16 protein-coding genes are annotated in these 18,217 nt (G+C 70.2%); 7 read left to right on the top strand and 9 right to left on the bottom strand.

Features of this window, described 5'->3' with window-relative positions; all coding sequences use genetic code 11:
- Positions 1–104: 104 nt before the first annotated feature.
- From AB0O76_RS04335 to AB0O76_RS04320, 4 genes are all read left to right on the top strand, one after another.
- Positions 105–785, top strand: a complete 681-nt coding sequence (locus AB0O76_RS04335; protein ID WP_365485277.1) for a TerB family tellurite resistance protein — start codon at positions 105–107, stop codon at positions 783–785.
- A 142-nt stretch (positions 786–927) separates the two neighbouring features.
- Positions 928–3,006, top strand: coding sequence for an MMPL family transporter (locus AB0O76_RS04330; RefSeq protein WP_365485274.1), 2,079 nt, complete (start codon positions 928–930; stop codon positions 3,004–3,006).
- Between the two features lie 172 nt (positions 3,007–3,178).
- A complete protein-coding gene (locus AB0O76_RS04325; RefSeq protein WP_365485568.1) occupies positions 3,179–4,360 on the top strand; it encodes a histidine kinase in 1,182 nt (393 codons plus the stop codon).
- Positions 4,357–5,037: a response regulator transcription factor gene (locus AB0O76_RS04320; protein ID WP_365485272.1), complete on the top strand. Its 681-nt coding sequence runs from the start codon at positions 4,357–4,359 to the stop codon at positions 5,035–5,037. Before AB0O76_RS04325 ends, AB0O76_RS04320 begins: the two co-directional genes overlap by 4 nt.
- A 46-nt stretch (positions 5,038–5,083) precedes the next feature.
- Here AB0O76_RS04320 and AB0O76_RS04315 read toward each other — a convergent pair whose 3' ends face one another.
- Genes AB0O76_RS04315 through AB0O76_RS04295 form a run of 5 tightly spaced genes read right to left on the bottom strand, consistent with a single transcriptional unit; the run spans position 5,084 to position 11,737 of the window.
- On the bottom strand, positions 5,084–6,019 hold the full coding sequence (locus tag AB0O76_RS04315; RefSeq protein WP_365485269.1) for a dihydrodipicolinate synthase family protein: 936 nt from the start codon (positions 6,017–6,019) through the stop codon (positions 5,084–5,086).
- Complete coding sequence (locus tag AB0O76_RS04310) at positions 6,016–7,098, bottom strand: ABC transporter ATP-binding protein (RefSeq protein ID WP_365485266.1); 1,083 nt, start codon at positions 7,096–7,098, stop codon at positions 6,016–6,018. The genes AB0O76_RS04315 and AB0O76_RS04310 overlap by 4 nt, the downstream gene beginning before the upstream one ends.
- A complete protein-coding gene (locus AB0O76_RS04305) occupies positions 7,095–9,086 on the bottom strand; it encodes a dipeptide/oligopeptide/nickel ABC transporter permease/ATP-binding protein (RefSeq protein WP_365485263.1) in 1,992 nt (663 codons plus the stop codon). The genes AB0O76_RS04310 and AB0O76_RS04305 overlap by 4 nt, the downstream gene beginning before the upstream one ends.
- Positions 9,086–10,045 carry an ABC transporter permease gene (locus tag AB0O76_RS04300; protein WP_365485261.1) on the bottom strand — a complete coding sequence of 320 codons (960 nt, stop codon included), beginning with the start codon at positions 10,043–10,045 and terminating at the stop codon, positions 9,086–9,088. The genes AB0O76_RS04305 and AB0O76_RS04300 overlap by 1 nt, the downstream gene beginning before the upstream one ends.
- Positions 10,046–10,087: 42 nt before the next feature.
- Positions 10,088–11,737, bottom strand: coding sequence for an ABC transporter substrate-binding protein (locus AB0O76_RS04295; RefSeq protein ID WP_365485258.1), 1,650 nt, complete (start codon positions 11,735–11,737; stop codon positions 10,088–10,090).
- Between the two features lie 179 nt (positions 11,738–11,916).
- Between AB0O76_RS04295 and AB0O76_RS04290 the strand changes: the two genes are divergently transcribed.
- Positions 11,917–12,645, top strand: a complete 729-nt coding sequence (locus AB0O76_RS04290; protein WP_365485566.1) for a FadR/GntR family transcriptional regulator — start codon at positions 11,917–11,919, stop codon at positions 12,643–12,645.
- A 113-nt stretch (positions 12,646–12,758) separates the two neighbouring features.
- Here the strand turns inward: AB0O76_RS04290 and AB0O76_RS04285 are convergent, their stop codons facing one another.
- On the bottom strand, positions 12,759–13,712 hold the full coding sequence (locus AB0O76_RS04285) for a LysR family transcriptional regulator (protein ID WP_365485255.1): 954 nt from the start codon (positions 13,710–13,712) through the stop codon (positions 12,759–12,761).
- A gap of 102 nt (positions 13,713–13,814) precedes the next feature.
- Here AB0O76_RS04285 and AB0O76_RS04280 point away from each other — a divergent pair, with 102 nt between their 5' ends.
- Complete coding sequence (locus AB0O76_RS04280; RefSeq protein WP_365485252.1) at positions 13,815–15,236, top strand: MFS transporter; 1,422 nt, start codon at positions 13,815–13,817, stop codon at positions 15,234–15,236.
- Positions 15,237–15,413: 177 nt separating this feature from the next.
- The gene (locus AB0O76_RS04275; RefSeq protein ID WP_365485249.1) at positions 15,414–16,211 is read left to right on the top strand and encodes an alpha/beta hydrolase; all 798 of its coding nucleotides are present in this window, start codon (positions 15,414–15,416) and stop codon (positions 16,209–16,211) included.
- Between the two features lie 28 nt (positions 16,212–16,239).
- On the opposite strand, the gene AB0O76_RS04270 is transcribed toward AB0O76_RS04275, so the two are convergent.
- From AB0O76_RS04270 to AB0O76_RS04260, 3 genes are all read right to left on the bottom strand, one after another.
- Entirely contained in the window at positions 16,240–16,857 is a 618-nt protein-coding gene (locus AB0O76_RS04270) for a DUF1707 domain-containing protein (RefSeq protein ID WP_365485246.1), read from the bottom strand.
- Positions 16,858–16,921: 64 nt separating this feature from the next.
- On the bottom strand, positions 16,922–17,413 hold the full coding sequence (locus AB0O76_RS04265; protein ID WP_365485243.1) for a GNAT family N-acetyltransferase: 492 nt from the start codon (positions 17,411–17,413) through the stop codon (positions 16,922–16,924).
- 9 nt (positions 17,414–17,422) lie between these two features.
- Positions 17,423–18,214 carry a helix-turn-helix transcriptional regulator gene (locus AB0O76_RS04260; RefSeq protein ID WP_365485241.1) on the bottom strand — a complete coding sequence of 264 codons (792 nt, stop codon included), beginning with the start codon at positions 18,212–18,214 and terminating at the stop codon, positions 17,423–17,425.
- Between the last annotated feature and the right edge of the window lie 3 nt (positions 18,215–18,217).

The following is an 18,217-nucleotide window of genomic DNA, read 5'->3' as shown; positions in this document are numbered from 1 at the left end:
AACATCACGCCCAACCAGGCAATGTTGCCGGGGCGTTACGGAGGTGCGTGGTGCTGCCAGATCGGGGACGAAACGGCCGGGAATCCCGCATCTTCGGCAGGCCCGTGTCCCGCGCGCGGGCGCTGCGCAGGCGCGTGATCGGTGTGCATACGGCCTGGACCACCGTCGGGGACGGCGAGTTCTTCTGCCCCGGCTGCGGTGGCGACCGCAACTACCAGCGGCGTACAGGGCGGCGCCGCTTCGTCTTCCTCGGCGTGCCCGTCCTGCCCCGCGGCACCACGGGCCCCATCGTCGAATGCGCCGCCTGCCAGGACCACTTCGGTACGGATGTTCTCGGCCATCCCACGACCACCCGGCTCTCCGCGATGGTGCGCGACGCCGTGCACACGGTCGTCCTCGCAGTCCTCTCCGCCGGCGGCACCTCGTCGCGCACGACGCTCGACGCGGCCGTCGCGACGCTGCGCGCCGCCGGATACGACGACTGCTGCGAGGAACAGCTCGTCGCGCTCGTCGAGGCGCTCGCCGCCGACACCGGGCGGGCCACGGTGCCGGACTATGTGCCGGGTCTGGCCATAGAGCTGCACGAAGCGCTCGGCCCGCTGGCCCCGCACCTCGCCCCCGCGGGACGCGAGTCGCTGCTCCTGCAGGGAGCGCGGATCGCCCTCGCCGACGGGCCTTACACCCCCGCCGAGCGCGAGGTGCTCGGCACGACGGGCGGGGCGCTGACCATCGGCGCCGACGAGGTGACCCGACTTCTGGTGGCGGCGCGGACTACGCAGTCGTAGCGCAGTACTCCCCCGGGAGTATTTATCTCCCCTTGACTCCCTGGGGTGTACGCCCCAACTCGCCCTCCGGCCCGACGGATTGGCCCCCTGATTCCGGGAGGGTTGGCGCTGAACCTGCCAACCTGCCGGAAGGAGGCCTGTCATGCGGGCCGAACAGACCACCGCTCGACGGCGACGAGCCGTGCCCTGGGTGTTCCTCGTGCTGTGGATCGGTGTCATCGCGCTCGCCGCGCCCTTCGCGGCGAAGCTGGCCGACACCCAGCAGGACCGCGTCGTCGACTACCTCCCCGCAAGCGCCGACTCCACCCAAGTGGCTGAACTGGAAGACCAGTTGCCCGGCGGCGAGGCCACCGAGATGGTGCTCGTCTACCACCGCGACAGCGGTCTGACCGCCGCCGACCGCAAGACCGCGGCGGACCAGGTCGCCGAGATCCAGGGCGCCCATAAACTGACCTCCGAGCCCCGCGCCGTACCGTCCAAGGACGGCACCACGCTGATGTACCCGGTGGCGAGCACCGAGCCCGGCCAGGACGAGAAGAAGCGGGACGCGCTCGTCGAGGACGTCCGCGAAGTCGCCGAAGGCCAGGGCGGGTTGAGCGTCGAGGTGGGCGGCGACGGGGCGTTCGGCACCGACGCGGGCAAGGTCTACGACTCGCTGGGCGGCCCGCTGCTCTACACCACGGCAGGCGTGGTCGCGCTCCTCCTGATCCTCATCTACCGCAGCCCCTTCCTGTGGCTGGTTCCGCTCGCCGTCGCCGGCCTCGCGGACTACCTCGCGATGGCCATCGCGTACGGACTGCACGAATGGTTCGGCACCGCCGTCACCGGCCAGAGCTCGGGCGTGATGACGATCCTCGTCTTCGGCGCGGGCACCGACTACGCATTGCTGCTCGTCGCCCGCTACCGGGAGGAACTGCGCCGCATCGAGCGTCCCTACGACGCGATGGTGGCCGCCCTGCGTGGCTGCGGCCCCGCCGTGCTCGCCTCGTCCGGCACGGTCGCGGCAGGCCTGCTCTGCCTGCTCGCCGCGGACCTCAACAGCAGCCGGGGCATGGGCCCGCTCGGCACGGTGGGTGTGCTGTGCGCGCTCGCCTCGATGCTGACGCTGCTGCCCGCGATCCTCGTCCTCCTCGGCCGCCGGGTGTTCTGGCCGCTGATTCCCGCGTTCGGCAGCACGCCCAAGCAGCGCCGCAGCCTCTTCTCCGCGATGGGCAGCTCGGCGGGGCGCAGGCCGCTGACGGTCCTCGCCGGTGGCGCGGTGCTTCTCGGCGCGCTCGCGCTTGGCGCGCTGAACCTGCCCGGAGCCCTGAAGCAGGAGGACTCCTTCACCAAGACGCCCGACTCCGTCTCCGCCATGGAGACGCTCGCCAAGGCCTACCCCGATCTGGGCAGTCAGCCGATCACCGTGATGACGCCCACCGAGGACGCGGGCGCCGCGCTCACCCGGATCCAGGACACGAAGGGCGTGGACAGCGCGGCCAAGGGACGTACCGCGAAGGGCTGGACGGAGATCTCCGTCATCGCATCGTCCGCACCGCAGTCGGCGGGCGAGACCGCGACCATCGAAACGCTGCGGTCGGATCTGGATTCCTCGTACGTCGGTGGGGCGAGCGCCCAGCAGATCGACCTGAAGGACACGAACGCCCGTGACCGGAACATCGTCGTGCCGCTGGTGCTCGCCGCGGTCCTGCTGATCCTCGTGGCGCTGCTGCGGAGCCTCGTCGCGCCGCTGCTGCTGCTCGCCGCGGTGGTCGCGGTCTGGGGCGCGTCGCTCGGCATCGCAGGACTCGTCTTCGAACCGCTCCTCGGCCTGGAGGGCACGGATCCCGGTCTGGGTCTGCTCTCCTTCGTCTTCCTCGTCGCCCTCGGCGTCGACTACGGCATCTTCCTGATGCACCGCATGCGCGAGGAGTCCCTGGCCGGGGCGGAGCCGGGCGACGCCGCCCTGACCGCGCTGCGCACGACGGGCGGGGTCATCGCATCGGCCGGGCTCGTACTGGCCGCCACGTTCGCGGTGCTCACCAGCATGCCGCTGGTGCAGCTGGTCGAGCTGGGGTTCGTGATCGCGGTCGGAGTGCTCCTGGACACGTTCCTCGTGCGGACGTACCTGGTGACGAGCGCGAGTGTCGCCCTGGGCCGGAAGGTCTGGTGGCCCGGAGCGTTGTCGCGTCCCTCGGCGGTGGCGAAGGAGACGGACACACCCCCGGTTCCGGTGTCGTAGCCCCTGGAAAAGGGCCGGGCGGGCTGGATGGACTCCAGCCCGTCCGGCTTCCGGGCAGAGGAACCCCCACGGGGAAAGCGGCGTACGAGAGGATGGAGCGGTGGTGGAAAGCCCGCAGGTTCAGGACGGTTCAGGGGAGCGGTACGCGGCGCAGGGGTTCGACGGTGCGGGGATCCTGCCGTTCAGCGGCGCGGCCCCCGGCAGCCGCAGGGCCCTGCGGGACGACGCCGTCCTTGCGGCGGCGGTCACCCTGCTCGCCGCTCTCCTCGCCGCGTTCGTGCGGGACGAGCATCGCCCGGACGCCATCGGGTGGGCCCTCCTCATGGCCGCCAACATCCCCATCGTGTGGCGGCGGCGCAGCCCTCAGCTGGTGCTGCTCGCCGTCGCCGCCTTCGTAGTGCCGTACCACACCGCCGAGTTCACCGACATCGCCGCCGTCCCGGTGGAGATGCTGGCCCTCTACACCGTCGCGGCCACCGGCCGCCCCCGCCGCGCCCTGCTCACCGGCCTCACCGTCGTCGGCGTACCCCTCGCCATCAACGCGAGCGTCGCCCCGTACCAGGTCACGGAAGTACTGCGGATCTCCGGCTGGATCGTGGCCGTGCTGCTCCTCGGGGTGTACGTGCGGATCCATCGGCAGTATGTCGCCTCCGTCGTGGAACGTGCCGAGCGTGCGGAACGTACACGCGAGGAAGAGGCGCGGCGGCGCGTCGCCGAGGAGCGGCTGCGGGTCGCCCGCGATCTGCACGATCTCCTTGCGCACAGCATCACCCTGGTCGGCGTCCAGACCTCCGTCGCGGCGCACGTCCTGGCCGCCGATCCGGAGCGGCTCGACCGCAAGGCGGTCGCCAAGGCTCTTGACGACATCGCGGAGACCTGCCGGTCCGCCCGCGGTGAACTCCGGGCCACCCTTGAGGTGTTGAGGTCGGACCCCGACGAGCAGCGCGGGCCGCTGCCGGGTCTCGACGGTCTCACCGATCTGGCCGCGGCCGCCCGGATCTCCGGCGCGGAGGTCGACCTCTCGGTACGCGAGACTCCGGCGGACGCACCGCCCGCCGTGGGCGCAGCCGCGTACCGCATCGTCCAGGAGGCCCTCACCAACGCCGTACGGCACGGCGGCCCCGGCCTCACCATCCGGGTCGGCGTACGCACCGAGGACGCGGCGCTGAAGGTGACGGTCACGGATGACGGGCGTGCCGTACGCGATCCGGACCACACGCCGGGCTTCGGCCTCGTCGGCATGCGCGAGCGGGCCCGCAGCGTGGGCGGCACCCTGGAGGCGGGGCCTCGGGACGAGGGCGGTTTCATGGTGGACGCCGTACTGCCCCTGGTGCCCGTGGGAGGCCTCCGATGACGATCCGTGTGCTGCTCGCCGACGATCAGACGCTCGTACGGGCGGCGTTCGCGCTGCTCGTGGAGTCGGCGCCGGACATGGAGGTGGTCGGGCAGGCGGAGACGGGGCGTGCGGCGGTCGATCTGGCCCGCTCCGAGCGGGCCGATCTCATCGTCATGGACATCCGCATGCCGGACCTGGACGGCATCGAGGCGACGCGCCTGCTGGCCAAGGACGAGGACCTGGCGGGTGTGAAGGTGCTGATGCTGACGACGTACGACACCGATGAGCACGTCGTCGACGCGCTGCGGGCGGGGGCGTCGGGCTTCCTGGTCAAGGACACGAAGCCGGCGGAACTCCTTGAGGCGATCCGGACGGTGGCGGCGGGGGAGTCCCTGCTGTCGCCGGGCCCGACGTCCCGCCTTATCGCCCGCGTGCTGCGGGCGCCGTCGGCTCCGGCGGGGCTTGCCGCGGGCGGGCCCGAGGGCCTCTCCGAGCGGGAGCGGGAGGTGCTTTCGCTGGTGGCGCGGGGCCTGAACAACACGGAGATCGCGGAGGCGTTGGGGTTGTCGCCGCTGACGGCGAAGACGCATGTGAGCCGGATCATGGGGAAGTTGGGGGCGCGGGATCGGGCGCAGTTGGTGATTGTGGCTTATGAGTCGGGGCTTGTGCGGCCGGGTGGGGCGTCAGCGGGGTGAGGACGAACTCGGCGGAGCCGGTGATGGACGGCCACCTCGTCCCCGGCTACAGCAACCCCGCCCCCGCCAGAAACTTCCCCACCCGCTCAACCTCCCCGGAGTCCAACGGCACCTGCGGCTCCGCGGTCGCCGCGCACGCGATCACGCCCCGCAACTGCAGCGCCGCCTTGAACGCCCCGAGCGCGGAGGACGACCCGCCCATCCGGGCGGGGTCCCCCACCCGCACCATCCCGAACAGCCCGCACAGCCGCTCCTGCTCGGCCCGCGCCAACACCCACTCCCCCTCCCGGCAGTATCGATAGAGCCGCGCATACCCCTCGGGGTCGACATTGCCGAGCCCCGGCACCACCCCGTCCGCCCCCATCGACAGCGCCGCGTCCACCGTCGTCTCCGACCCCGTCAGCACACTGAACCCGCTCACGTCCCCCCGCCCCCGCGCCCCCAGGACAACCTCACGGAAGCTCCCCTCGTCCCCGCTGGAGTCCTTCAGACCGGCGAGGACCCCCTCCGCCGCCAGGTCGAGTACCAGCTCCGCGCCCAGCTTGGAATGGACGGCGACGGGCAAGTCGTACGCGAAGACCGGCACCGTCGATCCTGCGGCGATCAGCCGGAAGTGGCGGGCGATCTCCGCCGGGTGGGTGCGCGTGTAGAACGGCGCGGTCACCACCACCGCGTCCGCCCCCGCATCGGTCACCGAACGGACGTGGTCGAGGACGCGGGGCGTCGCCGTGTCGATCACCCCTGCCAGGACGGGGAGTTGACCCCCGACATGGCCCACCACCGTGTCGATGACCTTCCTGCGCTGCCCGTCCGTAAGAAACGCCACCTCCGACGTGGAGCCGAGCACGAAGAGTCCGTCGACGCCCCCGTCGACCAGATGGTCGACGAGCCTCACCAGCGACGACGTATCCACCTCACGGTCCGGTGTCAGTGGAGTACAGACGGGCGGGATGACACCGGTGAGTGGGGTGGGAATGGTCATTGAGGCTCCCTTGATGCTGTGTCCGTGGCGGCGGACTGGATGACGAGTTCGTGCGTGGACTGGCCGTCCCGCACGGGATGGTGGCATCGGTAGCGGTGCCCGGACCCCTCCGTCGCCGCGAAGTCCGGCATGGCGGCGGCGCAGATCTCGTCCGCCTTCCAGCACCTCGTACGGAACGGGCAACCGCTCGGCGGCCGGGTGGCCGACGGGACAGGCCCGACCAGCGGGATCGGGTCGATGGGGTCGAGCAGGCCGGGGGTCGCGGAGAAGAGCGCCCGTGTGTACGGGTGCCTGGCCCGGTCCAGGATCTCCTCGGCCGGGGATTCCTCCACGATTCTGCCCAGGTACATGGTGATCACCCGGTCGCTCATCCGCCGCACCGTCTGGATGTCGTGCGAGACGAACACCAGGGCCAGGCCGAGGCGCTCCTTCAGGTCGAGGAGGAGGTTGAGGATCTGGGCGCGTACGGAGACGTCGAGCGCGCTCGTCGGCTCGTCCGCGACCACCAGTTCCGGTTCAAGCGCCAGGGCGCGGGCGATCGCCACGCGTTGGCGCTGTCCGCCCGACAACTGGCCCGGGAGGCCGTCCGCCAGAACCTTGGGGAGGCCGACGAGTGACATCAACTCCCGGACGCGTTCGTCGCGTTGGGCGGGAGTGCCCTGCCTGTGTACGTCCAAGGGGTCCCGGAGGATCTGCCGCACCGGCAGTCTGCGGTTCAGTGCCGTGGACGGGTCCTGGAAGATCATGCCGGTGTTCCGGCCGATCGCGGCGCGCCGCTCTGCGGGCTTCATCGTCCACAGGTCGCGGCCGCGGAAGGACACCGTGCCGGCCGTGGGGCGCTGCACCCCCACGAGCACCTTCGCCAGGGTCGACTTGCCGCAGCCCGACTCGCCGACGACGCCCACGGTCTCGCCGGGTGCGATGGAGAGATCCGCGCCGGTCAGGGCGTACACGCGGTCCCGGGAGAGCAGGCCGCCGGAGCGGGCCCGGTGCACGACGTGCGCGCCGGAGAGAGAGATCAGGGAGTCAGGGGATTCGAGGGAGTGAGGGGAGTCGGGGGATGCGTCGGTCGGGTTCAATTCAGGGCCTCGCTTCCCCTGGGTTCCGGCAGCCGGGGCGGTTCGACGGCCGGATGGTGGCAGGCGATGGAATGCCGTGCCCCGCCCAGGAGTTCGGGCGCCGTCGTGCGGCACACCTCACTGGCGAGCGGGCACCGGTCGGCGAACCTGCACCCCGCGGGGAAGTCGGCGGGCGACGGGACGACGCCCTTGATCTGGGTGAGGCGCTGGGCCGCCGACTCCAGGGAGAGCACCGAGCCGAGCAGGCCGCGCGTGTAGTGGTGGGACGGCGACTCGACGAGGTCAGCCGTCACGCCCGTCTCGACGATCTGCCCGCCGTACATCACGACGACCCGGTCGGTGACGTCGGCGACGAGCGCCAGGTCGTGCGAGACGAGGATCAGCGCGAAGCCCAGCTCCTCGCGCAGCCGCAGGAGGAGCTGGATCACCTGGGCCTGGACCGTGACGTCCAGGGCCGTCGTCGGTTCGTCCGCGACGATCAGCTTCGGGTCGCGGGAGAGCGCCATGGCGATGAGTACGCGTTGGCGCTGGCCGCCCGACAGTTCGTGCGGATAGCTGCGCAGGGTGCGGTCCGGGTCCAGGCCGACCAGTTCGAGGAGTTCGACCGATGTGCGGCGGCCGCCCCTTCGTACGACCTGTTTGAGCTGGGCGCGGACCGTCATCGCGGGGTTCAGGGACGACAGGGCGTCCTGGTAGATCATCGCCATGTCGTGGCCGAGCAGCCGCCTGCGGGCGCGCATCGGCATACCGATCAACTGCTCGCCGTTGAAGGTGACTTGGCCGCCGATGCGGGCGCCCTTCGGCTCCAGGCCCATCACGGTCAGCGCGGTGAGCGACTTGCCGCAGCCCGACTCGCCCACCAGGCCGAGGACTTCGCCGGGTCGTACGTGGAAGCTGATGCCGTCGACGATGTCCACCCCACCGTGGCGGGCGTCGAAGCCGATCGCGAGATCGGAGACCGTCAGGACCGGTGTCCCCTCCGGCAGAGGGCGTGCGCGTGAGCGCAGCCGCCGGGCCGCCTCCGTCAGGCCCGGCAGCTCAAGGACCTTGCCGCTGCCCGGCTCGGGTGCTTCGAGGCGATCCTCCTTGCGGGCCGCGCCCGGCACGTCGCGGGTCGCGGGCGCCGCCCAGGCATCCGAGACGCCCTCGGAGAGGATGTTCAGGGCGAGGACCGTGATCAGCATGAGGAGGCCGGGGAAGACCGTCGCCCACCAGCCGCCGAGCAGCACCATGTTCTTGCCGTCGGCGATGACGCTGCCCCAGGACGGGTCCGGGGGCCGTACGCCCGCGCCGATGAAGGACAGCGAGGCCTCGAAGACGATGGCCTCGGCGACCTGCACCGTGCAGAACACCAGGATGGGCGCGGCGCAGTTGATGGCGACGTGCTTGATGAGGATGTGCGGGGTGCGGGCGCCGACGATGCGCTCGGCGACGACGTAGTCCTCCCCGTACTGATCCATCACATTCGCGCGTACGACCCGTGCGATGGGTGGCGTGAACAGGAACGCGATGGCGCAGATCAGGACGAGGATGCCGCCTCCGAAGACCGCGACGAGCACGGCGGCGAGCGCGATCCCCGGGAACGCCATCACCACATCCAGGCACCGCATGAGCGTCTCGTCGACGGCCTTGCGCGAGGTCGCCGCGATCGCGCCGAGCACCGCGCCGACGATCAGGGCGAGGAGCGTCGCCCCGAGACCGATCGCCAGGGACCAACGCGCCCCGTACATCAGCCTGCTGAGGATGTCCCGGCCCAGGCTGTCCTGCCCCATCCAGTGGCCGCCGGACGGATGTCCCGTGCCGTCGACCTGCGGCTGCTGGTCGAGCGGGTCGTGCGGGGCGAGCAGCGGTGCGAAGAGCGCGACGAGCACGACGATGCCTACGACGCCGACCGCGACCCGGGAGAGGAGAGGCAGGCGGCGCAGAGAGGTGAGCCGGATGCCGGGCCGGGAGAGCCGCTCGGCCAGTGCCTTGCGCGACGTGATCATCAAGCGGCCCCCCTCAGGCGCGGATTGACGAGCAAGTGGAGGATGTCAAGGACGAGATTCACGACCACGAACCCCACGGCGGTCGTGATGACGACGCCCTGCACGACGGCCGGGTCACCGTTCTTCACGGCGTCGATCATCAGCTTCCCCATCCCCGGCAGCGAGAAGATCGTCTCGATGACGACCGCGCCGCCGAGCAGATAGCCGACGCGCAGGCCGAGCACGGTCAGCGGATTGATGAGGGCGTTGCGCAGTACGTTGCGTCCGACGACCACGACGGGTGGCAGGCCACTCCCGATCGCCGTCCGTACGTAGTCCTTGTCGAGCTCCTCGACCACCGCAGTACGGATGATGCGGGTGAGCCCGGCGGCCACGGGCAGGGAGAGCGCGAAGGCGGGCAGCGTCATGGTCTTCAGCCAACCGCTCAGTGAGTCACCGGGGTTGACGTATCCGCCGGTAGGGAACCACCCCGCCTCCACCGCCAAGTACTGGATCATGAGCAGCGCGAGCCAGAAGCCGGGCGCCGCCACACCGGTCAGCGAGACGACGCGGATCAGCTGGTCCGGCAGCCGGTCACGGTAGATCGCGGCGGTCACGCCGAGCAGCAGCGAGATGACGACGGCGATGCCGAGACCCATGAAGGTCAGCTGCACGGTGAGCGGAAGAGCGGTGGTGACCTGGTCCACCACCGGTGAGCGGGTGAGCACGCTGATGCCCATGTCGCCCTGGGCCAGGTCGCCCACGAAGGCGACGTAGCGCACCGGCAGCGGATCGAGGAGACCGTTCTCCTCGCGGAACTGATGCAGTTGCTCCTGGGTCGGATTGGCGCCCTGGAAGAACGCCGAGGCCGGATCGATGTCCGAGAACCGCATCACGAGGAAGACGAACAGGATGATGCCGAGCAGCAGCGGGACGAGCAGGGCGATGCGGCGGGCCAGGATTCTGACGATCGCGGTCACGTTCGTACGACTCCCAACGGTCTTACGGGCCGACAGGCGGGGCTAGTTGGCCCACTTGGCCTGGAGGAGATTGATGCCGGGGTAGGGCTGGGCCTTGATGCCGGTGAGCTTCTTCGGGTCCCAGGCGGTCATCAGCTCGTTGTGGACGACCGGATAGATCACGGCCTGCTCGGCGACGATGTCGATGTAGTCCTGCACCATGGCCTTCTTCTTTGTCGCGTCGGGCTCGCGCGTGGCCTGGTCCATGTCCTTGAAGAGCTTCTTGGCGGTGGAGTTGCCGGCCCAGCGGGCGTAGCCCATCCACAGGTTCTCGGGCCCGTAGTTGTAATGCATGATCAGATCGGCGTCGATCCCGAACTGATTGGGATTCGATGCGGCGGCAACGACCTGATAGTCCTTCTTCTGATCCATCTTGGTGAAGACGGCGGTGGTCTCCTGCGGATCGAGCGTGGTCTTCACACCGATGGCGTCCCACGAGGCCTTGATGGTCGGAAGGCAGTCGACGATCCAACTGACGTTCACAGCCATCAGATTGACGGTGAGATCCTTGACCCCGGCGTCCTCCAGAAGCTGCTTCGCCTTCTTCGGGTCGTACGCGTACACGGTCTTGGCGGGCCGGTAGGCGGGATTGGACTCGTTGAGGAACGAAGTCGACGCCTTTCCATGCCCCTTGAGGGCGACCTCGATCATCTTCTCGGTGTCGATGGCATAGTGCAGAGCCTGTCGCACACGCACGTCGTCGAAGGGCTTGTGGGCGGTATTGAACATCAGGAACAGGTTGTTCATCCCTGCCCCGCCCTCGACGGTGAGCCCGCCCTTCTCCAACTGCGTGATGTTGGCATACGGGATGTTGTCCGCGATCTCCGAGTCCGCGCTGCCGCCGGAGATCTTCGCGACGCGGGGTGCGGCGTCCACGATGGTCAGCCAGTTCATCTTCTTGAAGGCGGCCTTGCGGGGTCCGTTGTAGTCGTCGAAGGCCTCGAAGGTGGTGTTGGACTTCGGGGCGTGCGAGGCCTGCTTGTACGGTCCCGAGCCCACGGCCTTGCCCTTGGTCGCCTCGTCCCAGGCGCCGGGCTTGGAGAAGACGTGCTTGGGCATGATCTTGGCGAGGGAGAGCCGGGCGATGCCGTCGGGGAAGGGGAATTTCAGCGTCATCTCGACGGTGGTCGCATCAACCTTCTTGACGCCCTTGAGCCAGCTTTCGAAGAAGCCCTTGGCGAGGGTCTGCGTCTTCGGGTCGAGGATCCGGTCGAAGACGAAAACCACGTCGTCGGCGGTGACGGGCTTCCCGTCGTGCCACTTGGCGCCCGCGCGCAGGGTGAACTTCCAGGTGGTCGCCTTGGGGTCGGTGGGGACCTCGGTGGCGAGCGCGGCGTACGGCTCGCGGGTGATGGGGTCGGTGCCGAGGAGACCCTCGTAGATGTGCTCGTTGCCGGCCATCGCGAACGCGGACGCGGTCTGGGTCGGGTCCCAACTGCCGTCGTTTCCATACCCGATGACGGCGGTGAGCGTGGAACCCCCGCCCTTGCCGCCGCCCCCGCCCGCCTCATTGGTGGACTCGGGCCCCGACGAACAGGCGGAGAGCGTGGTGGTGATGGCCGCGGCAGCGCCAAGGGCACCGGTGTACTTGAGGAAGGAGCGGCGGTCGGGTGCGGGTCCGGTGGAGCCGATGCTGGTCTTCTGGTCGCTCACTGTGTCTCCCCTTGCTCCTTGAGAGATCCCACGTCCTACGTCGTGGTGGCGTGGCGACCATAAGAGCGCCGCGATGGCCGGTCAAGAGATCGCGCACGGATCGGATTCCGGGCGGTTTCGGGCTCCGCGCCGATGATCTCTGTCCAGAGGTGGGACGTGGGATGTCATCCGTGCCTACGATGTGCCGCATGCCTCAGGAGCCAGTCCGCGAACGGCGCGTGGGCAGTCAAGTCCAGCGCGCCGTCATGCAGTTGATCCTCGATCGGAGACTTCGCCCGGGCGCGTCGCTGCCCACCGAGGCCGAACTGATGGAGGCCCTCGGTGTCAGCAGGAACTCGGTACGGGAGGCGCTGAAGGCGCTCCAGGCCCTGGACATAGTGGAGATCAGACACGGCTACGGCACATACGTGGGCCAGGCGTCACTGACCCCTCTGGCGGACGGCCTGACATTCCGAACCCTGGTCCAACTGGCGGACGACACCCACGCGCTGGCGGAAATCCTCCAACTCCGAGAGGTCTTGGAGGAGGGCCTGATACGCCGGGTCGCGGTTCTCCTGACGGACGGCGAACTGTGCGAACTGGAGGCGCTGGTAGGAAAGATGGAGGAGGCGGCAGAGCAGGGGGTCGCCTTCCCGGACCTGGACCGAGAGTTCCACGAAACCCTGTACCGCTCCCTGGGCAACGAACTGGTGCCCCAGCTCCTGACCGCGTTCTGGAACGTCTTCCATCGAGTGGCAGGCGTCCGGGGCTGGTCGAACGACCCCGCACCGGAGCTGACGGTGAGCAGGCACCGGGACATAGTGACGGCACTACGGGCCCGGGACGTACCCCGGGCCCAGCGAGCGATGGCGGACCACTTCCGGGGGATCGAGGCGCGGGCGGGGCAGGAGTCCAGGGGGGTGGGGTGAGGCGCCGCGTCCTCGACGGCTTAGCCCTCATCCCCTTCACGGGTGTCCATGTACGCCTTCGCGCCCGCGAGATCGTGCAGCATGTCAGCAGGTTCCTCATCAGCCTTGAACGACTACGCAACGTCCGATGATGGACGTGACGGACCCCGAATGGCTGCCGTCAACGTCGGGTCGTGGGACAGGGCGATCGTCAGGGCGCGGAAGATGCGGACTTCCGGGTTGTTGTCGTTCGCGCGTACCGCCAGGTAGCTGCTCACCCATGGGGCGTCCAGGATCGGTACGAAGACCGCGCCCGGCCAGGCGTAGTAGCGGGCGAAGGACTTGAGGCCCGAGCCCGCCGCCGTGCCGGTGATCACCCCGGTCAGGACCTCCTGCGGGGTCACCGCGTACGCCGTGCTGCGGCGCCTGGCCTCGTCGTCGAAGTAGAGGTAGTCCGTGAACGTGCGCGGAGTGTGGCCGGGGACGCGGAAGAACGGGAGGTCGGCGATGTCGGCCACCGTCGCGCCGGTCAGGCGGGCGTCGGCCAGGGCGGAGCCCTCCGGAACGACCACGATGCGCTGCTCGGTCGTCAGGACGTCGGCCGTGATCCGTTCGTCGTCGGGGCCCGGGCGGACGAAGGCCACGTCCACACGGTCCTCCGTCAGGGCCGTGACGTGTTCGGTGAAGTCCAACTGGCGGATTTCGACGGCCACTTCGGGGCGTGCGCGGCGGAACGCGTTGATCGACGCAGGGGTCAGCTCCGCCGAGCCGTGGCCCATGATGCCGACCCGCAGCGGCCGCCCGGCAGGGGGCGTTGTCGCCTCGGCCATGTCGTCGAGCGCCGCGTTCGACGCGGCGAGCAGCACGCGCGCGTGCCCGGCCAGGCGGGTGCCCGCCGGGGTGGGGACCACGGGGCTGCCCGTGCGGTCGAGCAGCCGCGTGCCGAGTTCCGTCTCCAGGCGGCGGACGTGCTGCGTCACGGCCGGCGGGGAGAGGAAGAGGCGCCTTGCGGCCTGCCCGAAGTGACCCTCTTCGACCACCGCCAGGAACGACGAAAGGAGTCGCAGGTCGAGGGGTGCGGAGGCCATGCGGACCAGCGTAAACGGGGTGATGGTGGGTGGCCGCGCGGCATTTACGAATCGTGAACGCAGGCGGCGGGCGGGCGCCTGGCAGCCATAGAACTGGGCCTCATGAGCACCACCGCCACGCGTCTCGCCCCGATGGAACAGCCACCCGCGCCCGCCCCGAGCCATGGGCTCCGGACGGGCTGGATCATGATGGCCTCCGGCTGGAGCGCCAACCAGTTCTCCGCCCTCCTCGGCGCCTACCGCTCCGAGCTCGGCTTCTCCGAGTCGGCGGTGACCGGCCTCTTCGCCCTGTACGTCATCGGCCTCATCCCCGGCCTCCTGGTCGGCGGACCGCTGGCGGACCGCATCGGCCGCCGCCCGGTCGCCCTGACCGCGCTGGCCCTGAACCTCGTTTCCACCGGCTTGCTGATGCTGGGCGCGGGGGCCACCGCGTGGGTGCCGCCGGGTCGCTTTCTGACGGGCGTCAGTGCGGGCGCGTTGCTCGCGGCGGGCAGCGCGTGGATCAAGGAACTCTCTTCTCCGCCGTACGTTGCCGAGGGCGGCCCCGCGTCCACGGCCTCCCGCCGGGCGGGCCTCTTCGTGTCGGCGGGCTTCGCGTCGGGTGGCCTCGCGGCGGCGCTGATCGCGGAGTGGGCACCGCATCCGCTGATCACGGCGTATCTGCCCCACATGCTGCTGGCGGCGGGCGCCGGTCTGGCGGCGCGACGGTCCCCGGAGACCGTTCCCGCCGGTCTGATCCGCCTGGCCGGTCCAAGCAGCCCGCCTGGTCTGAGCCGCCCGGCTGGTCTGAGCCGGCCTGCCGTTCCGCGCCGCCCCGCCGGTATGAGCAGCCCGGCCGGTCCAAGCAGCCCGGCTGGTCTGAGCCGCCCCGCCGGTCTGAGCAGCCCGGCCGGTCTGAGTCGCCCCGCCGTTCCGCGCCGCCCCGCCGTCCCCGCCGTGCCGAGCCCGACGGACGACGGCACTCGCCCCGGAAAGCACTTCCGGCGGGCCGTTCTCCCCCTGGCCCCCTGGATCTTCGCCGCCCCCGCGACCGGCTTCGTCACGCTCCCCGCCCTGGTCCACGGCAGCCTCGTCTACACCGGCGTGGCCACCGCCGTCGTCCCCGGCGCCGGTCTGCTGATCCAGCCGGCGGCCCGCCTCCTGGCGGCGAGGCACCGTCTGGCCACGGCGGTGGCCGCGCTGACGGCCATCACCGCGGGCCTCGCCCTGGCCGTACCGGCGGTGAAGGCCGACCAGCAGCTTCTCGCCCTCGCGGCCGCGGCGATACTCGGCGCGGGATACGGCCTGGCCCTCACCCACGGTCTCACCGAGGTCACGGCCATCGCCCCGCCCCGGCGCCTGGCCCGCATCACCGCGTACTTCTGGACGGCGGCGTACGTCGGCATGTTCACCCCGTACGCGGTCACGCTCCTGTCCGGCGCCGGCGCGCTTTCCCCACCCGTGATCCTCACGGGCATGGCGGCACTCGCGGCCCTCACCTGCGGGCTGCTCATCGCCCTCAACTTCCGTACCGGACCGCGCTAGGGCCTGTCCGATACGAACGCGAGCGGACAGCCGGCGACCGCCATTTGGCCGCTCGACGCGCCCACCCGCAGGCGACACCGCGCGCCGCGTCCGACGCGCACAGCTAGCAGGACCAGCAGTATCCCGCAGAGGCGCGAAGGCCCTCGTCTAGTTCCCCGTCTAGCTGAGGAAGTCGCTATGCCGTCGATTGCCGTGAACGGGACAGACATCTACTACGAGCTTCGGGGCGATGGCCCATCGGTGCTGTTCATCTCCGGCGCGACCGGCGATGCCGGACACTTCGACCGCGTCGCGGACTTGCTCGCCGACGAATTCACCGTGGTCACCTACGACCGGCGCGGCAACTCCCGCAGCCCCCGCCCCAGCGGGTGGGAGGCCACCTCCGTACGTGAGCAGGCCGACGACGCCGCGGCACTTCTCACCGCGCTCGCGCTCGCTCCCGCCGCCGTGTTCGGCAACAGCTACGGGGCGATCACCGCCCTCGACCTGCTCATCCGCCACCCCGGTGTCGTCCGCGGCGCCCTGCTGCACGAGATCACGCTTTTCTCAGTCCTGGAGAACCCGGGCGAGGCCCAGGCCGTCGTGGGGCCGGTCGTCGAAGCGGGGATGGCCGCTGGGGGGCCTCAGGCAGCCGTCGAGCACTTCATCCGATTCGCTGCGGGCGACGACAACTGGGATCGCCTGGACCCGGACCTGCGCCACAGGATGGCCTCGAACGGGGAGACCCTTTTCGGCTTCGAGATGGGGACGTTCGAGTCCTACCGCCCTGACGATGCGACGCTCGCCGGCATCACCGCCCCTGCCCAGGTCTTGGTCGGCCAGGAATCACCGGATTTCTTCCGCGAAGCCGCCGCCTGGCTCGCCGCCCGACTCGGGGTCGAGGTAGTGCAGACCCCGGGCGCACACACGCCGCAGTGGGATCATCCCGAGGAACTCGTCCGCACCATCAGGCCATTCCTGCGCGCACCCTCGTAGCTGCCGAGAAAGGCTCAGTACCCAGTACTCACCTTCTGGTCAGCCACTGGCCGAACGTCCGGCGGCGGGGCTTTACGACCACTCGGCCGTGGGTCTTGGTGCCGGCCAGTTGTACTCGCAGCGCGACCGGCACGTCGGGAGACGGCGGGGCCTTGCGGTACTTGATTTTGCTGAAGACGAGTTGCAGGTCGTCCGCGTCGATCACGATGCCCGGCCTCGTGATCAGGGTCAGCGTCTTCCCTGCCGATTCCATCTCGATCCGCAGGGTGTCGTGCGTGATCACGGCCTCGGTGAAGTCGAGTGTCACGTCGCACCAGTACACCGAGAGCTCCAGCTTCCGCGGCACCACCCAGCGGCCCACGCGCTCGATCGCGCCGCTGTGGACCTGCTGGATCCGGACCACGTCCTTGGCCTCTGCTGCAGCCGCGCCGGGCAAGTCGGCGGTGAGCGTGGTCAGTTCGCCGATGGTTCGGGCCGACAGGGCGGTCTCCAGGCGTTCGTCCAGTTCGGCCGCGGTCAGCAGGCCGTCGCCCGCCGCGATGCGCAGTACGTCCACCACGCGGTCCCGGTCCGCATGAGAGGCCCGCAGTTCGGGCGACGAGCCGTCGCCGGAGTGCTTTCCGGTGGGCGAGGTCTCTCCCGACATGCTTTCCTTCCGTCCGCCGTTGAGGACTAACGTTATATCGCGACATGGGGCGCGGACAGGTCCTCTACGGGAGTTGGCGTACGTAGCGGATGCCCGGGCGGCCGTCCAGCTCCACGTCCGGTTCGCCTGTCGCCATGAAGCCCGTGCGCGTCAGTACTGTCTGCGAGCCGGGGTTGTCGAGAGTCGTTTCCGCCCGCAGTTTTCGCAGGCCGTACTCCTCGGCCGCCCGCACACACACCTGGCGTACCGCGCGCGTCGCCAGGCCCCGGCCCGCCGCGCTCTCCGCCATGCGGTAGCCCAGCTCCGCCTCGCCGTCCGGTGTCACGTCGATCAGGTTGACCCGGCCGAGGATCTCGCCGCCGTCTCCCACCAGTACGTGGAAGTGGCAGACCCCGGCTGCCTGTTCGGCGAGGAGGGATGCGTGGCGGGTCTCGAAATCAGTGAAGTAGGCGTCGCCGCGGTCGGGGATCGACTTGGCGAAGTACGCGCGGTTCTCCTGCTCGAAGGCGAGCAGGGCCGGGGCGTGGTCGTGGCGGAGGCGCTGGAGTTCGGGCATGCGCGAACGCTAGCCCCGGCCACCCTCCTGCCGCACCGGGAAATACTGGCGCGGCGTCAGACCCACGATCCGGTGGAACGCCGCCACGAACGAGCTCGCCGACGCATAGCCGACCCGCGCCGCCACCGCTTCGATCGTCATGCCGTCCGCCAGCAAGGGCATCGCCGCCTGCATGCGCAGGCGCTCCCGCCACTGGCCGAACGTCAGGCCCGTGTCGGACGAGAAGGCACGGGCGAGCGTCCGGGCGCTCGCGCCGACCGTCCGGCCCCATGCCTCCAGGGAGCGGCTGTCGGATGGGTCGGTGGCCAGGGCTGTTGCCACCTCCCTCGCCCGTGGGTCCTTCGGCTCCGTCACGGAGATGCTCGTCACGGGGACGGGGTGGAGTACGTCGAGCAGGACCCGCTCCGCGCGCGCCCGTGCGGCCACGTCCAGATCCGTGCGGAGCAAGTGGTCGATCAGGGCGCGCAGCAGCGGGCCCGCCGCAAGTACCGTCGGCTCCGTCCACGACGCCGCCGCGGGGCAGCTCGCCGGTTCGATGTACGGGCAGCGCATCACCGTGTCGCCCGCCGCCTCTGTCGCGTGCGGCAGCCCCGCCGGGATCCACAGCGCGAGCGTGGGTGGCAGCAGCCAGGAGCCGGTCGCAGTTCTGATGCGGAGCAATCCCCGTGCCGACCAGGCGAGTTGATGCTGCGGATGGTGGTGTGTCGGGTACGTCAGGCCGCGGGGCATCGTGAAGTCGCCGACGAAGATCGCCGTCAGCGCTCGGTGGGAGTGCTCGGTCCCGTGTCCGGTCTGCGACATGGG

Source organism: Streptomyces sp. NPDC086554, from assembly GCF_040686095.1.
GTDB lineage: Bacteria > Actinomycetota > Actinomycetes > Streptomycetales > Streptomycetaceae > Streptomyces.
The sequence above is the reverse complement of the archived record's forward strand: the minus strand, read 5'-3'. Positions and strand labels throughout refer to the sequence as shown.

Coding starts and splice junctions, on each gene's coding strand:
- AB0O76_RS04285 (WP_365485255.1), bottom strand. CDS start 13,712: ATGGCCTCCGCACCCCTCGACCTGCGACTCCTTTCGTCGTTCCTGGCG.
- AB0O76_RS04290 (WP_365485566.1), top strand. CDS start 11,917: ATGTGCCGCATGCCTCAGGAGCCAGTCCGCGAACGGCGCGTGGGCAGT.
- AB0O76_RS04275 (WP_365485249.1), top strand. CDS start 15,414: ATGCCGTCGATTGCCGTGAACGGGACAGACATCTACTACGAGCTTCGG.
- AB0O76_RS04270 (WP_365485246.1), bottom strand. CDS start 16,857: ATGTCGGGAGAGACCTCGCCCACCGGAAAGCACTCCGGCGACGGCTCG.
- AB0O76_RS04260 (WP_365485241.1), bottom strand. CDS start 18,214: ATGTCGCAGACCGGACACGGGACCGAGCACTCCCACCGAGCGCTGACG.
- AB0O76_RS04330 (WP_365485274.1), top strand. CDS start 928: ATGCGGGCCGAACAGACCACCGCTCGACGGCGACGAGCCGTGCCCTGG.
- AB0O76_RS04280 (WP_365485252.1), top strand. CDS start 13,815: ATGAGCACCACCGCCACGCGTCTCGCCCCGATGGAACAGCCACCCGCG.
- AB0O76_RS04315 (WP_365485269.1), bottom strand. CDS start 6,019: ATGACCATTCCCACCCCACTCACCGGTGTCATCCCGCCCGTCTGTACT.
- AB0O76_RS04265 (WP_365485243.1), bottom strand. CDS start 17,413: ATGCCCGAACTCCAGCGCCTCCGCCACGACCACGCCCCGGCCCTGCTC.
- AB0O76_RS04305 (WP_365485263.1), bottom strand. CDS start 9,086: ATGATCACGTCGCGCAAGGCACTGGCCGAGCGGCTCTCCCGGCCCGGC.
- AB0O76_RS04320 (WP_365485272.1), top strand. CDS start 4,357: ATGACGATCCGTGTGCTGCTCGCCGACGATCAGACGCTCGTACGGGCG.